Here is a 12,529-nt window from a genome sequence, read left to right on the forward strand (position 1 = left end):
ACCCCGCGCCTCAATCGCCGGCGGGGCTGAAGGTGCGGCTGGGCCGCACCTTCAGTCCGTCCGGCGTTTGAGGACATGCGGCCGAAGGTCGCACAGGGGGAGGTTGGGGGTCTCCCCCGGACGGAGTCTGGGGGAGGGCGGGGAGGGGAAAACCCCCGCCCCCACAGAACGGCGGCGGCCTCCCGGACCGCCGTCCCCGGGCTCCGGCCGGGTGCCCGTCGGCAGCGGCCTGCCGCACGCGCCCCCGGCCGGAGCCATGAAACGGCCAAGACGGCCAAGACGGCCGACGACCAAGACAACCAGGACGACCAACACCGCGCTGAAGGGACCGTCATGCTCGACCACCTCATCCGCTCGGCGACCGTCGTGGACGGGACGGGCGCGCCCGCGTACGTCGCCGACGTCGGGATACGGGACGGGCGCATCGCCGTCATCGCCGCCCCCGGGACCCTCGACGAGGCGGCCACGACCAGCGAGGACGCGTCCGGGCTCATCCTCACCCCCGGGTTCGTCGACCCGCACACGCACTACGACGCGCAGTTGTTCTGGGATCCGTATGCGACCCCGTCCATGAACCATGGCGTGACGACCGTCGCCGGCGGCAACTGCGGCTTCACGCTCGCGCCCCTGAACCCCGACCGCCCCGAGGACGCCGACTACACCCGCCGCATGATGTCCAAGGTGGAGGGCATGTCCCTGGTCGCCCTGGAGGAGGGCGCGCCCTGGAACTGGCACACGTTCGGCGAGTATCTGGACGCCCTGGAGGGCCGGATCGCCGTCAACGCGGGCTTCATGGTGGGGCATTGCGCCTTGCGCAGGCATGTCATGGGACCCGATGCCGTCGGCGGGCAACCCACGCCCGAGCAGCTGGACGAGATGCTCAGGCTCTTCCACGACACGATGGACGCGGGCGCATGGGGGCTGTCCACCACCCAGTCGTCCACCCATTCCGACGGCGACGGTAAGCCGGTCGCCTCCCGCCACGCGAAGCCGGAGGAACTCCTCGCGCTGTCCCGGGCCGTCGCCGAACACGAGGGCACCCAGCTCGAAGCGATCGTCGCGGGCTGCCTGGACCAGTTCGCCGACGAGGAGATCGACCTCTTCGTCGAGATGACCACGGCCGCCGGACGGCCGCTGAACTGGAACGTCCTGACCGTCGACGCGTCCGTGCCCGAGCGGGTGCCGCGCCAACTCGTGGCGAGTGAGCGCGCCCGTAAGGCCGGCGGCCGCATCGTCGCCCTGACCATGCCGATCCTCACCCCCATGAACATGTCGCTCGGCACGTTCTGCGCGCTCAACCTCATCCCCGGCTGGGGCGAGATCCTCGGCCTGCCCCTCCCCGAGCGGATCGAGAAGCTGCACGACCGGGCCGTACGGGAGGAGATGCTGCGCCGGGCCGACAGCAAGGAGGCCGGTGTCTTCCGGCGCCTGGCCAACTTCGGGCGGTACGTCATCGGCGACACGTACTCCAAGGAGAACGAGGGCCTGCGCGGACGCGTCGTGAAGGACATCGCCGCCGAGCGCGGCCAGGAACCCTTCCACTGCCTCGTCGAGATCTGCGCCAACGACCAGTTGCGTACGGTCCTTTGGCCCATGCCGACCGACAACGACCCCGCCTCCTGGGAGCTGCGCCGGCAGACCTGGCAGCACGAGGACGTCATGCTCGGCGGCTCCGACGCGGGCGCGCACCTGGACCGGATGTGCGGCGCCCCGTACACCACCCGCTTCCTCGGCGACTGTCTGCGCGGCCGCAGGCTGCTCGGCCTGGAGGAAGCCGTGAAGATGCTGACCGACGACCCGGCGCAGCTCTTCGGCCTGCGCGAACGCGGCCGCGTCCAGGAGGGCTGGCACGCGGACCTCGTGCTGTTCGACCCGGAGCGGATCGAGGCGGGCCCGGCCATGCTCGTGCACGATCTGCCGGGCGACAGCCCCCGATTGGACTCGCGCGCGATCGGGATCGTGTCGGTGCGCGTCAACGGCGTCGAGACGATACGGGACGACAAGGTGACGGGCGCGGTGCCGGGCACGGTGCTCAGGTCGGGCCGTGACACAAGGACCGTGAGTACGCAGTGACGCAGAGGCTGTTCATAGGAGGGGAGTGGGTCGAGCCCGACGGCGGGTACTACGACGTCGTCAACCCGGCGACCGAGGAGGTCGTCGGGCAGGCCCCCGAAGCGAGCCGTGAGCAGGTGTACGCCGCGGCCGCCGCCGCCCGCGAGGCTTTCACCGCCTGGTCGCGCACGAAACCTGAGGAGCGATCCCGGATCCTGGAGGCGGCCGCCGATGTCATCCAGCGCGAGGCCGAACCGTACGCGGCGCTCGCGCAGGCCGAGAGCGGCGCGACCACCGCCACCGCGCGCGGTATGCAGGTCGCGGTGGGTGCGGCGCGCTTCAGGCGGTACGCGAAGGGAGCCCTGGAGCCCGTGGAGCAGGGGCTGCCGCCGCAGATCAACGCCGCCGGACCGATGGGGAAGGCGGGTGTCTTCGGGGCGCTCGCCCTACGCCGCCCGGTCGGCGTCGTCACGTGCATCACCTCGTACAACAACCCCTGGGCCAACCCGGCGGGCAAAGTCGCGCCCGCGCTCGCCATGGGCAACACGGTGGTGGTGAAGCCCGCCCCGCAGGACCCTCTGTCCGTCTACAAGATGGCCGAGGCCCTCGCGGAGGCGGGCGCACCGCCCGGCGTCGTGAACGTGGTGACCGGCTCCGCAGCGGCCGTCGGCGAGGCCGCGGTCGACTCCCCGGACGTCGACATGGTCAGCTTCACCGGCTCGACGGCCGTCGGGCAGCGCATCGCCGAGGTCTGCGGCCGCGGCATGAAGCGCCAGTTGATGGAGCTGGGCGGCAAGGGCGCGGCGCTCGTCTTCGACGACGCGGACGTGGACCTGGCGGTGATGGGCATCGGCACGACGTTCTCCTTCTACAGCGGCCAGATCTGTACGGCGCCGACGCGGGTGATCGCGCAGCGCGGGATCTACGACCTCCTGGTCGAGAAGCTGACCGGCTATCTGACGTACATGAAGGTCGGCGACCCGGCGGCACAGGGCACGGTGGTCGGCCCGGTGATCTCGGCGGCGCACCGCGACCGGGTCGAGTCGTACATCGAACTGGGCAAGAAGGAAGGCGCGCGGCTCGTCGCCGGCGGCGAACGTCCCGCGTTCGAGAAGGGTTTCTACGTCGCCCCGACGCTCTTCGCGGACTGCACGAACGACATGCGGGTGGTGCGGGAGGAGATCTTCGGCCCGGTGGTGGTCGTGGTCCCCTTCGACGACGAGGACGAGGGTGTCGCGCTGGCGAACGACAGCGACTACGGCCTGATCGACTACGTCTGGTCGGGGGACGTGGCGCGGGCGTTCCGGATCGCCGGGGAGCTCCGGGCGGGCGGGGTCGGCGTGAACACGATCGGCCGGAACATGGAGGCGCCGTTCGGGGGGTTCAAGAAGAGCGGGGTGGGCCGGGACGTGGGCTCGTACGCGCTGCACGCGTACAGCGAGCTGCAGGCGGTGGTCTGGCCGGGCTGAACCGGCGCGCAGATGGCGCTCGGCTCGGGCGACAGTGGCCTCGGGCGACGAACCGGACACCTGTGCCGGGGCCCGGGCTGTGGTCAGCTGACGCGGCCGAGGTGAATAACCACGATGGTGATCGTCTCGTCAGCGATCTCGTACATCACGCGGTACTGGCCGACGTGCAGACGGCGCAGATTCGGTGAGCCGTACTCGGCTGAGCCTGACGGACGTGGGTCGTCCGCCAACAGGTCAACTGCGGCGTAGACCTGCCGCGGGCCGTCGGGGTCGTCCTTGAGGAAGCGCGTCGCGGTGTCGGTTGCCCGTAGACGCCAGATGATCTGATGGCTCACTCACGCCCCAGGCCCAGCCGAGCGCCGACCTCTTCGTGGGGGACACCGACGAACGTACCGGCCATTTTCTCTGCCCGGTACTCCGCGAGAGCCAACGCGTCCTCCAGGTCGGCCAGTTCCTGCGGGTTTATCAAAACGGCCGCGGGCTGACCGTGATCGGTGATGGTGATGCGCTCGCGGGCGTGCGAAGCCCGGCGGACGAGTGAGCCGAAGCGGGCGCGGGCTTCGGTGATGGGCAGCGTCTCGTTCATGGCGAAAGTGTACACTTCACGCTTCTTTGAGCGGGATGGTCAGGGAAACTTGCTCGGTCGGTGGGCGGCAGTCGCGGCAGTAGCCGGGCTCTCGTGCGCGAATGACAGCGGTCACAGCGGCCGGTGGATGTCACGATCGGCGAGCAGCTGCCGGTGGTCGTCCAGCCCGAGCCTGCACTGCGAATTGGCATATGCGCCAGCCGAGTTGGGGTAGATCACTCGTGTGAGTGACCGGGGCTGGGGGACGTCGAGCCGCACCGGGCAGCAGTCCACCGGAACGAGGGAACCGTGATCCGGTGATGCGCGGACGATAGGTCGATTTCGGTGCAAGCAGGGCCTGTCCCTTCTCACCCCGTTCGCCAGGAACCCACCCGCGCCTCCAGCCGCCCCAGCACCCTGCGCCCCGCGCGCCCCACCCCCACCGGGATCAGTGCCGCGCGGCCCGGGATGCGGATGCCGCCCGTGAAAGCGACCCGGGTGCGGCCCTCGCCGCACGGGGTTGCCGCCACTCCCATCAGGATGAAGCGGCTCTGGAGCCAGATCCAGCCGGGGCGCAGTACGCCGTCGAAGCGAGCCCGCATGCCGAAGCGGCTGCGTGCCACCGCCTCCACGCGGTCGCCGTCGATCCGGGTCACCCGCAGGCCGCGCATGTCCAGGACCAGGCGGGCGAGTTCGCCGTCCAGGTCGGCGAGGAGCGGCCAGACCTCGGCGTAGTCCGCCTCGATCTCGCCCTCGGTGATCACGGCGCCGGGGACGCCCGCGGCCAGCGCGTGGAGCCGCCGCACCGGGTCGAGGTCCGCGGCGGGCGGCCAGTTGGCGGTTGTCATGATGACCACGCCTTCCTGAAGGAGTCCCGGGCCCCTTGCAGCCGTGACTTGACGGTGCCTACGCGCAGGCCGAGCAGTTCGGCCGCGGACTGTTCGTCGAAGCCCTCGATGTCCCGCAGGACGAGGACCGCCCGGTGTTCGGGCGAGAGCCGGGTCAGTACGTCCCCGATGTCCGCGGCGAGTTGCGGATCGCCCCGCTGGGGGAGGGTTGTGAGATCGGCCGGTACGGCACGGGCCGACCTGCGGGCCACCCGTACCGCCTCCCGGCACGCGATCGCCCGCACCCATCCGTACAGCGCCGCCGGTTCCTTCAGGGAACGCAGTCCGCGGAAGACGGCGACCAGCGTCTCCTGGACGGCGTCCGGGCCGTCGGTCAGGGCGATCGGGGTGCAGATGCGGCCCGCGTACGGGGTGAGGGCGTCGAGGAGGCCGTTCATGGCGATGGTGTCGCCGCGCTGGGCGGCGCGCACCAGCCGTTCGACGTCGTCGTCACTCAACTCCGCTCCCTAGGGGGTGTCCGGCGGGTCACGCTGGGCTCGCGACGCCCTGCGACTCCGTCTCCTGCGTTGTCGTCGGTCGGCATGGCTCCGCCATGCCTCCCTCCTCCGCCTTGGATCCGAAGCCGCATGACGCCGCTCCCTGATCCAGCCTGACCCGCCGCACACCCCCTTGCCACCCGCAGTGCCGCAGCCGTCAGAGCCAGGCACAGCGGAGTGTAGAGGGCCAGGTTGAGCCAGTAGAACGTGCTGCCCGCGCCCTCGTCGAGCCCCGCGCGCAGCCCGCCCGCCCATGCCAGCCCGGCCAGTCCGCGCACCGCCGTACCGCAGGCGACCGCCACGGTCCCGGCTTGGAGCAGCCGCCCCCAGCGGTGCCCGCGGCCGAGCCGCGCCCGTGCGGTCACCAGTCCGGCCGCGGTGAACAGCAGCGCGGCGAGCGGCAGGAGTACGGGCACGGTGAACGGCACGTCGGCGCCGAGCACCGCGTACGACAAGGCCTTCGTGTCGTCCGCCGGCCAGTGGCTGCCGGTCGCCCAGAACAGGTGCAGCAGCCCGTCGGCGGTCAGTACGGCCGCCACTGCCCGAGCGGCGCCGGTTCGCAGGTTCGTTTCCATCACGACCTCCTGGGTGAGCGGAATGCGTCACCCCACAGAGGAGCCGAACCGGCGATTCGTTCCGACGAGTTCGCGGGAAGTCAGCCGCCCACGCCGCCGAGGAAGATCGGGTTCGTGAACGCCGCCAGCGGCCCCGGCAGCCCCGGAACCACCACCGCGTGCCGGACCTCCGCCCGCACATACGTCGCGTACTCCGGCGTCGTCCGCCACTCCACCGTGCCCGCTCCCTCCGGCGGCAGCGCCACCGTGTGCAGCACACCCTGGTCGGTGACGAAGCGCACCGAGCAGCCCGGCGCGCCGGTCACCTCCAGCCGTACCGTCACCGTCGTGTCGTCGTCGACCCGGAGCCGTTCGCCGATGCCCGCGTGCTGCCCGCGGCCGCCCGCCGCCGAGAAGGACAGCGTGATCGCCTTCGACTCGGCGACGTACGAACGCCCCGCGCGGATGCCGTCCAGGATCGCTTCCCGCGTCAGGGCCTCGGCGAGGACCACCGTCTGCGGCGTGCCGACCGGGTCCGGCGGGCGGTGCGCGTCGCTGTTGCCCATCGCGGGCGTCCAGCGCCTGCCCGAGCGGGCGGCCGCGACCAGCGTGTTGTCCCAGGCCTGGAGCGAGACCTCGTCGTCGGGCGTGTACGCGCCGTTCCACACCTCGACCGCGTCCGCCTCGCCGAACCCGAACTTCCAGTTGCAGCCGATGCAGGTCGCGTGCGGATGGGCCGGGACGACCAGGCCGCCCGCGCGCCTGATCTGGCGCGCGTAGTGGCCGAAACGGTTGTCCTTGGCCCGGTAGCGCCAGTCGACGAAGGTCCCGGGATCGATGCCGAGCGCCACCACGTGGCCGTTGCGCGTGGTGACCTCCTCGCCGGTGAGGATCAGCAGGTCGTCGCCCGCCTGGTCGGCCCAGTGGGGGTGCGAGGAGTGTGTGTTGTGCTCGGAGGTGTTGATGAAGTCGAGCCCGGCGGCACGCGCGAGCTCCGCGATCTCGGCGGGAGTGCGCTTTCCGTCCGAGTACCAGGAGTGCAGATGGCAGTCACCCCGGTACCAGGCACGGCCGCGCCCCTTGGCCCGCTCCGGCGGATAGACCGGCCCGGGGGTCGTGCCGGGCTCGCCGAACCGCAGCGTGATGGAGACTTCGTACGCGAGACCCTGCGGCGCGACTGTGTACGGCCCGAGCGCGATGTACCAGGTGCCCGGCCGCACCGGGCCCGGGATGTATCCGGGCGTCGCCTCGTCCGCCCGGATGAAGAACTCCGTTCGCGCTCCGCCCGACCAGCCCCGAAAGCCCCTGCCGCCCAGCTCGGTGCCGCGCTCGTCGAAGATGCCGATGTCGAGCGCGTTGCCCTGGGTGCCGGGCGGGACGACGGGCCGCTCGTAGGTGTACGCGACGTGGATCTCGCGTACGCCCTTCGGGATCTCGACCGGCAGATAGACGAAGTCGGGGGAGCCGGGCGGCAGTGTGCCGCGCACGACCTTGGTCGGTTCGCCGGCGGTCGGCCCGCCGTCGTTGGGTGCGGCGTTCGCGAAACTCACAGTGCCCAACGTAAGCGCCGTCGCGGCTCCCGTCACGAGCAGTCCTCGTCTGTCCATCGCGTGTTGTGCGTGTTCGTCGTTGCACATGCCGTCGGCTCCCCGGGGTGGGTGAGGGGGACAGGAGTGGTGTACTCAAACCCTCGTATTGAGCCGTGAACTGCCGTGCAAGGGAAAGGGGTTCGCGGGTTGCGCGGGCCTTTCGGGGTGGTTTTCCAGCCGCTGGGGCCGCGATCTGCCGAACTCATACCCCGGCGTGCTCCATGACCGGCCGCACCCGCCGCCTTCCCACGAGGCTGCCCAGCAGGCCGAGAAGGAAGGCCGCCGGCATCGACACGAGGACGACCGTCTGGAGCGGGAACCAGTTGAGGTGCCAGTCGGGGAAGAGTGCCAAGGGGTTTCCGGAGAAGACCGGGCCGGAGATCTGGAGTCCGATGGCGCTGAAGAGGCCTCCGTACAGCGTCCAGAGCAGGCCGCCTCGCGTGTAGCCGCTCCAGAACAGGGAGTACACCAGGGCCGGAAGCAGGCAGGAGGCCGCCACCGCCAGGGAGAGGGCCGACAGGAACAGGACGTTCCATCCCTGGACCCAGACCGCCAGGGCGATGCTCAGCAGCCCGATGCCCGCGGATGCCAGACGTGCGGCGGCCACCTCGCGGCCCTCGGTCGTGCGTCCCTTGCGCAGGACATGTGTGTACAGGTCGTGGGCGACCGCGCCCGCGGCTGCCAGGGTGACGCTGGCTACGACGGCCAGCGTGGTGAGGAACACGGCGGAGGAAACCAGTACGACGAGAAATGCTCCGTCCGCGTCGGTGGACGGGCCGCCCGCCAGCTCGCTGGTGAGCAGCAGCAGGGTGCTGTTGCCCCCAGGATCCGCGGCCATGATCGCCGGGGTGCCGATCAGCGCGGCGGCCGCCAGGCCCATCAGCGCCGTGGCAAGGCAGAAACCGCCGACGATGCCGATGGTGTGGCGCACCGTGCGGCGCGCGGTGGCCGCGTCGGGAGCGGTGTTGAGCTGCAGGGCGACGTGGGGCAGGCACGCCACTCCCAGCACGATGGTGATCATCAGGCCGATGAAGTCGAGGGTGGCTTCTGGGTCGCTGCTGCCCGCGAACCGGAGGCCGGGACGCATATGGCCGTCGGGACGGCCGCTGCCCCGTCCGGCGGCATCGATCAGGGAGTCGGTGTTCCAGTGAAAGCGGTGGAGCAGTACGGCGGTCACAGCGAGGGCGGCGCCGAGCAGCACCACCGTCTTGATGACCTGAATCACGACCGTGCCGCGCATGCCGCCGAACACCGTGGCGCAGACGACCAGGAGGCCGATCATGACGACGGCTGTCTGTTCGGCGCCCGGACCGGACAGTCCCAGCAGCGTCGTGGTGGTCACTCCCGCGCCGGAGAGCTGCACGACCAGATACGGCACGCATGCGCTCAAGGTCACGACGGCGGCCGCGATCCTCACGGCGGGCCCCGGGGTCCGCAGGGCGAAGGTGTCTCCCAGGGTGTAGCCGACGCGCTCGCGCAGGGGAGTGGCGAGCAGGAGGAGTACCCCGAGCGACAGCACCGTGCACAGGGCGATGAACAGGCCGTCGTAGCCGAAGACCGCGACGCTTCCCGTGGTGCCGAGCACCGTCGCCGCGGACAGGTACACGCCGGACAGGACGAGAGCCCCCCGGAACGGACGCATTCTGCGACCGGCTGTGTAGAACTCGTTGACCCGGTCTCTCTCAGGGCCGCTGAGAACGCAGATGAACAGGATGGGGACGATGAACGTCAGGAAGCCCGCGAGGACCAGGGCGCGTGTGTCGGTGTCCAGGAGGCCGGACGCGGCGAGCGGGATTTCATGGTTCATCAGTACTGCTCCACGTCCTGCTCGTGCGGGACGCGTTCGTCCTTGCGGCGGTCGTATCGCGCCGCCGTCCACATCAGGAGGGACCCCTGGAGGAGCAGAGCCAGCACGCCGACGTTGATCTCGCCCCAGACGCGGTTGCCGAGGAAGTCGGCGGCGGAGCAGGCGAGCACCAGATGTACGCCGAGGGTCAGTCCGTTGACCAGGGCGAAGGACCTGCCTGGGCGTGGCGGCGTTGGCCGCTGATGCAGGTGGTGGGCGTGCTCGTATGCCATGGCGATCTCCTGGCGGGCGTGGGCAGTTCCCCGTGCTGGGGGCTCACCAGAACACGCGGGAAACGGCGCGTCGACACGCTGGGCACACGCCGTTCAGCGCTCCCAATGCCGCCACGAGATCAGTGTGCTGATGCCCATTCACTCGTGGCCGGCGCCAGCAGGTTGTCGCCGGTGCCGAGCGCGGCGTTCGGCCCGAACAGGCGGTGGGCGTCGAGCGCGAGGGTGAGTTGCACCAGATCGCGAGGACGGGACAGAACCAGGCCGGTGAGCTGCTCGAAGCGGCGCAGGCGGTTGAGCACGGTATTGCGATGGCAGTACATGTGCCGGGCGGCCTGTGCGGCGGAACCGCCGTTCTCGATCCAGATGCGGAGGGTGTCGAACAGCGTGTCTCGGTCGGCGGGTTCCAGGTCGTACAGGGGCCGCAGCACCTGGTGGGCCAGTGCGGCGGACAGGTCGGGCCGCGAGACGAGCAGCCCGTCGGGCAGGCGGGAGTCGAGCCGGGCGATCTCACCGTCGGCGCGGCACGTGCCGACGGCGAGGTCTGCCATGTCCCGCGCCCGGGGCAGGCTGTCGAGGCCCTGGACGACCGGGCTGATGCCTATCCGAAGGCCCGGGCCCGGGACCATACCGGAGGCGAACGCGTCCAGGGAATGGTCGCCGAGGTGGGCCACGAGCACGTCGCGCTGCCCACGGGTCTGGCGCAGGATCCGGATGCCGCGCACGTTCGGGACGCCGTCCGGAACGTGGCCGTACGGTGGCATGGCCTTCACCACTGCCACGGCGAAACGTCCGTCGAGCGGCAGGTCGAGCATCGCCGCGGCGTCCCGGGTGAACTCGGGTTTGTTGCGGCTCTCCAGCAGCGCGGCGAGGATCAGCCGGACTCGTTCCCCGTGCCGGCTGGCTACGCCCTTGGCGACCTGACGGTAGGCGTCGGCGAGCATGACGGCGTCGCGGTCGTTGTGTTTCCACACCACCTCGGCCACATGCACCAGCTGACGCACATCGCCGACGCCGTCCCGCTCCACCGCGCTGACGACTCCGCCCCAGCACGCCGAGCCTGCGACACGGTAGGCGTGCAGCACCTCGTCGAGGGGGCGGCCCTCCTCCGCACGTCGTATGCCGAGCTCTCTGGTGTACCGCTCGATGTCCACGATCCGGCCCGGATCCAGGGCGGCCTCCAGCGCGTGGCGTATGCCGATGTCGACGGACTGCCGCAGGTCGGAGGGCGCGAGGACGGGATCGGCGTAGTACGGCACCTCGGTACGGATCTTGTCCACCACGGTGTCGGTGAACTCCTGGCCGCGCTCAAGGAGGCGTCGGCAGGCATGGTCGAAGAGGTCGAGAGGAGAGGCGTCCGTGAGATCGGGGACGGCGAGAACGGAGACAGGACTGGTGTGCATGGGCCCTCCAGCAGCGCGGAGATCGACCGCCGGCCTTGGAGGCCGGCGCCACCCGTACAGGAAGGCATCATGCTAAGCGGTTGGTTAGTCCTGAGCGAGAATTAGGCCGAATCGTGATGATTCCGTGCGGCGGGGCCTGCCCGGACGGCTGTCCGGGCAGGCCGAGCGTGTGGCTAGTCGGTGCTGCGGTTCCGCCGCATGAGCAGCATCGCGATGAGGACGAGCACCGCGATGCCGATGATCAGGCCGATGACCAGACCGGCCGAGAGGCCGCTCTTCTTCTTTTTCTTCTTCTTGCTCTTCTTGCGGTCCTTGCTGCTGACGGTGCTCACCGTGCTGGTGGTCGACGTCTTCGCTACGGCCGCACCGGCTTCCGGCCGGGCTGCCGCGGTGTTCTGCTGGGCGACGGCCGCGGTGGGCGTGTACGCGGCCGAGGCGGCGGGCGCCCCGGCGAGCAGAGCCCCGGACAGTACAAGTGCGGTGGTGGCGACGCGCAGTCGCATCATGATGCGGATCCTCCCCGTTGATACCGAGCTCTCGGCATGGGGCACCGTACGGCATACGTTTGGGCCGTCACCAGAGTCGATGACGGAAGGTTCCGTATGCGGATCTCGACCACGATCTTCCTCACGGACGAGACGATCACGCCTGTGCGGCTGGCGCGCGAGCTGGAGGAGCGCGGATTCGGCGGGCTCTATCTGCCGGAGCACACCCACATCCCGGTGGAACGCACGACCCCGTACCCCGCGGGCGGCGAACTGCCACCCGAGTACGGCCGCACGCTCGACCCGTTCGTGGCCCTCGGCCAGGCGGCGGCGGTCACCTCGCAGCTCGGCCTCGGCACGGGCATCACGCTCGTCGCCGAGCACGACCCGATCGACCTGGCCAAGCAGATCGCCACCCTCGACCACCTGTCGGGCGGCCGCTTCACGCTGGGCGTCGGCTTCGGCTGGAACCGGGAAGAGGCCGCGGACCACGGGGTGGAATGGACGACGCGCCGCGAACTGACCCGGGACCGGATGGGGCTGATGCGGGCACTTTGGGCCCCCGAACCGACCCCGTACAAGGGCGAGTTCGGCTCCGTACGGGCCTCGTACGCCTACCCGAAGCCAGGCGGCGGTGCGCCGCGCACGCTCGTCGGCGGAGCCGCGGGCCCGAAGCTCTTCGCGCACATCGCGGACTACGCGGACGGCTGGCTCCCGATCGGCGGCCGGGGCCTGGCGCAGTCGCTCCCGGTGCTACGGGACGTGTGGTCGGCTGCGGGCCGGGACCCGGAGAAGCTGCAGGTGGTCCCGTACGCGGTCCTGCCGACGCCGGGGAAGCTGGCGCACTACGCGGAACTGGGCGTGGAGGAGGTGGTGCTGCAGTTGCCCCCGGCGGGGGAGGCGGAGGTACTGCGGGTGCTGGACGAATTCGGGCAGTACCTGTGAGGGGCGG

13 protein-coding genes are annotated in these 12,529 nt (G+C 70.6%); 3 read left to right on the forward strand and 10 right to left on the reverse strand.

Features of this window, described 5'->3' with window-relative positions; all coding sequences use genetic code 11:
* Window positions 1-333 precede the first annotated feature (333 nt).
* Both OG905_RS22970 and OG905_RS22975 read left to right on the forward strand, forming a co-directional pair.
* The gene (locus OG905_RS22970; protein WP_328676615.1) at window positions 334-2,073 is read left to right on the forward strand and encodes an N-acyl-D-amino-acid deacylase family protein; all 1,740 of its coding nucleotides are present in this window, start codon (window positions 334-336) and stop codon (window positions 2,071-2,073) included.
* Window positions 2,070-3,521 (forward strand): aldehyde dehydrogenase family protein, encoded by a 1,452-nt coding sequence (locus OG905_RS22975; RefSeq protein ID WP_328676617.1) that lies wholly within the window; start codon window positions 2,070-2,072, stop codon window positions 3,519-3,521. Before OG905_RS22970 ends, OG905_RS22975 begins: the two co-directional genes overlap by 4 nt.
* Before the next feature lie 83 nt (window positions 3,522-3,604).
* Here OG905_RS22975 and OG905_RS22980 read toward each other — a convergent pair whose 3' ends face one another.
* The 10 genes from OG905_RS22980 to OG905_RS23025 form a co-directional block, all read right to left on the reverse strand.
* Window positions 3,605-3,856, reverse strand: a complete 252-nt coding sequence (locus tag OG905_RS22980) for a type II toxin-antitoxin system RelE family toxin (RefSeq protein WP_328676619.1) — start codon at window positions 3,854-3,856, stop codon at window positions 3,605-3,607.
* On the reverse strand, window positions 3,853-4,107 hold the full coding sequence (locus OG905_RS22985; RefSeq protein ID WP_328676622.1) for a type II toxin-antitoxin system Phd/YefM family antitoxin: 255 nt from the start codon (window positions 4,105-4,107) through the stop codon (window positions 3,853-3,855). Before OG905_RS22985 ends, OG905_RS22980 begins: the two co-directional genes overlap by 4 nt.
* A 347-nt stretch (window positions 4,108-4,454) precedes the next feature.
* Window positions 4,455-4,934 (reverse strand): hypothetical protein, encoded by a 480-nt coding sequence (locus OG905_RS22990; RefSeq protein WP_328676623.1) that lies wholly within the window; start codon window positions 4,932-4,934, stop codon window positions 4,455-4,457.
* Window positions 4,931-5,371: an RNA polymerase sigma factor gene (locus OG905_RS22995; RefSeq protein ID WP_328682543.1), complete on the reverse strand. Its 441-nt coding sequence runs from the start codon at window positions 5,369-5,371 to the stop codon at window positions 4,931-4,933. Before OG905_RS22995 ends, OG905_RS22990 begins: the two co-directional genes overlap by 4 nt.
* A 56-nt stretch (window positions 5,372-5,427) precedes the next feature.
* Complete coding sequence (locus OG905_RS23000; protein WP_328676624.1) at window positions 5,428-6,045, reverse strand: DUF3995 domain-containing protein; 618 nt, start codon at window positions 6,043-6,045, stop codon at window positions 5,428-5,430.
* A gap of 80 nt (window positions 6,046-6,125) precedes the next feature.
* Complete coding sequence (locus OG905_RS23005; protein WP_328676625.1) at window positions 6,126-7,661, reverse strand: CehA/McbA family metallohydrolase; 1,536 nt, start codon at window positions 7,659-7,661, stop codon at window positions 6,126-6,128.
* Between the two features lie 154 nt (window positions 7,662-7,815).
* Window positions 7,816-9,420 carry a sodium/solute symporter gene (locus OG905_RS23010; protein WP_328676627.1) on the reverse strand — a complete coding sequence of 535 codons (1,605 nt, stop codon included), beginning with the start codon at window positions 9,418-9,420 and terminating at the stop codon, window positions 7,816-7,818.
* The gene (locus OG905_RS23015; RefSeq protein ID WP_328676629.1) at window positions 9,420-9,692 is read right to left on the reverse strand and encodes a hypothetical protein; all 273 of its coding nucleotides are present in this window, start codon (window positions 9,690-9,692) and stop codon (window positions 9,420-9,422) included. The genes OG905_RS23010 and OG905_RS23015 overlap by 1 nt, the downstream gene beginning before the upstream one ends.
* Before the next feature lie 119 nt (window positions 9,693-9,811).
* Window positions 9,812-11,092, reverse strand: coding sequence for a PucR family transcriptional regulator (locus OG905_RS23020; RefSeq protein ID WP_328676631.1), 1,281 nt, complete (start codon window positions 11,090-11,092; stop codon window positions 9,812-9,814).
* A gap of 173 nt (window positions 11,093-11,265) precedes the next feature.
* Window positions 11,266-11,598 carry a hypothetical protein gene (locus tag OG905_RS23025; RefSeq protein WP_328676633.1) on the reverse strand — a complete coding sequence of 111 codons (333 nt, stop codon included), beginning with the start codon at window positions 11,596-11,598 and terminating at the stop codon, window positions 11,266-11,268.
* A gap of 96 nt (window positions 11,599-11,694) precedes the next feature.
* Between OG905_RS23025 and OG905_RS23030 the strand changes: the two genes are divergently transcribed.
* Window positions 11,695-12,522 carry an LLM class F420-dependent oxidoreductase gene (locus tag OG905_RS23030; protein WP_328676635.1) on the forward strand — a complete coding sequence of 276 codons (828 nt, stop codon included), beginning with the start codon at window positions 11,695-11,697 and terminating at the stop codon, window positions 12,520-12,522.
* The last annotated feature ends 7 nt before the right edge of the window (window positions 12,523-12,529 follow it).

Source organism: Streptomyces sp. NBC_00322 (genome assembly GCF_036147535.1).
Classification (GTDB): Bacteria; Actinomycetota; Actinomycetes; order Streptomycetales; family Streptomycetaceae; genus Streptomyces.

Coding starts and splice junctions, on each gene's coding strand:
- OG905_RS22970 (WP_328676615.1), top strand. CDS start 334: ATGCTCGACCACCTCATCCGCTCGGCGACCGTCGTGGACGGGACGGGC.
- OG905_RS22985 (WP_328676622.1), bottom strand. CDS start 4,107: ATGAACGAGACGCTGCCCATCACCGAAGCCCGCGCCCGCTTCGGCTCA.
- OG905_RS22990 (WP_328676623.1), bottom strand. CDS start 4,934: ATGACAACCGCCAACTGGCCGCCCGCCGCGGACCTCGACCCGGTGCGG.
- OG905_RS22995 (WP_328682543.1), bottom strand. CDS start 5,371: ATGAACGGCCTCCTCGACGCCCTCACCCCGTACGCGGGCCGCATCTGC.
- OG905_RS23000 (WP_328676624.1), bottom strand. CDS start 6,045: ATGGAAACGAACCTGCGAACCGGCGCCGCTCGGGCAGTGGCGGCCGTA.
- OG905_RS23005 (WP_328676625.1), bottom strand. CDS start 7,661: ATGTGCAACGACGAACACGCACAACACGCGATGGACAGACGAGGACTG.
- OG905_RS23010 (WP_328676627.1), bottom strand. CDS start 9,420: ATGAACCATGAAATCCCGCTCGCCGCGTCCGGCCTCCTGGACACCGAC.
- OG905_RS23015 (WP_328676629.1), bottom strand. CDS start 9,692: ATGGCATACGAGCACGCCCACCACCTGCATCAGCGGCCAACGCCGCCA.
- OG905_RS23020 (WP_328676631.1), bottom strand. CDS start 11,092: ATGCACACCAGTCCTGTCTCCGTTCTCGCCGTCCCCGATCTCACGGAC.
- OG905_RS23025 (WP_328676633.1), bottom strand. CDS start 11,598: ATGATGCGACTGCGCGTCGCCACCACCGCACTTGTACTGTCCGGGGCT.
- OG905_RS23030 (WP_328676635.1), top strand. CDS start 11,695: ATGCGGATCTCGACCACGATCTTCCTCACGGACGAGACGATCACGCCT.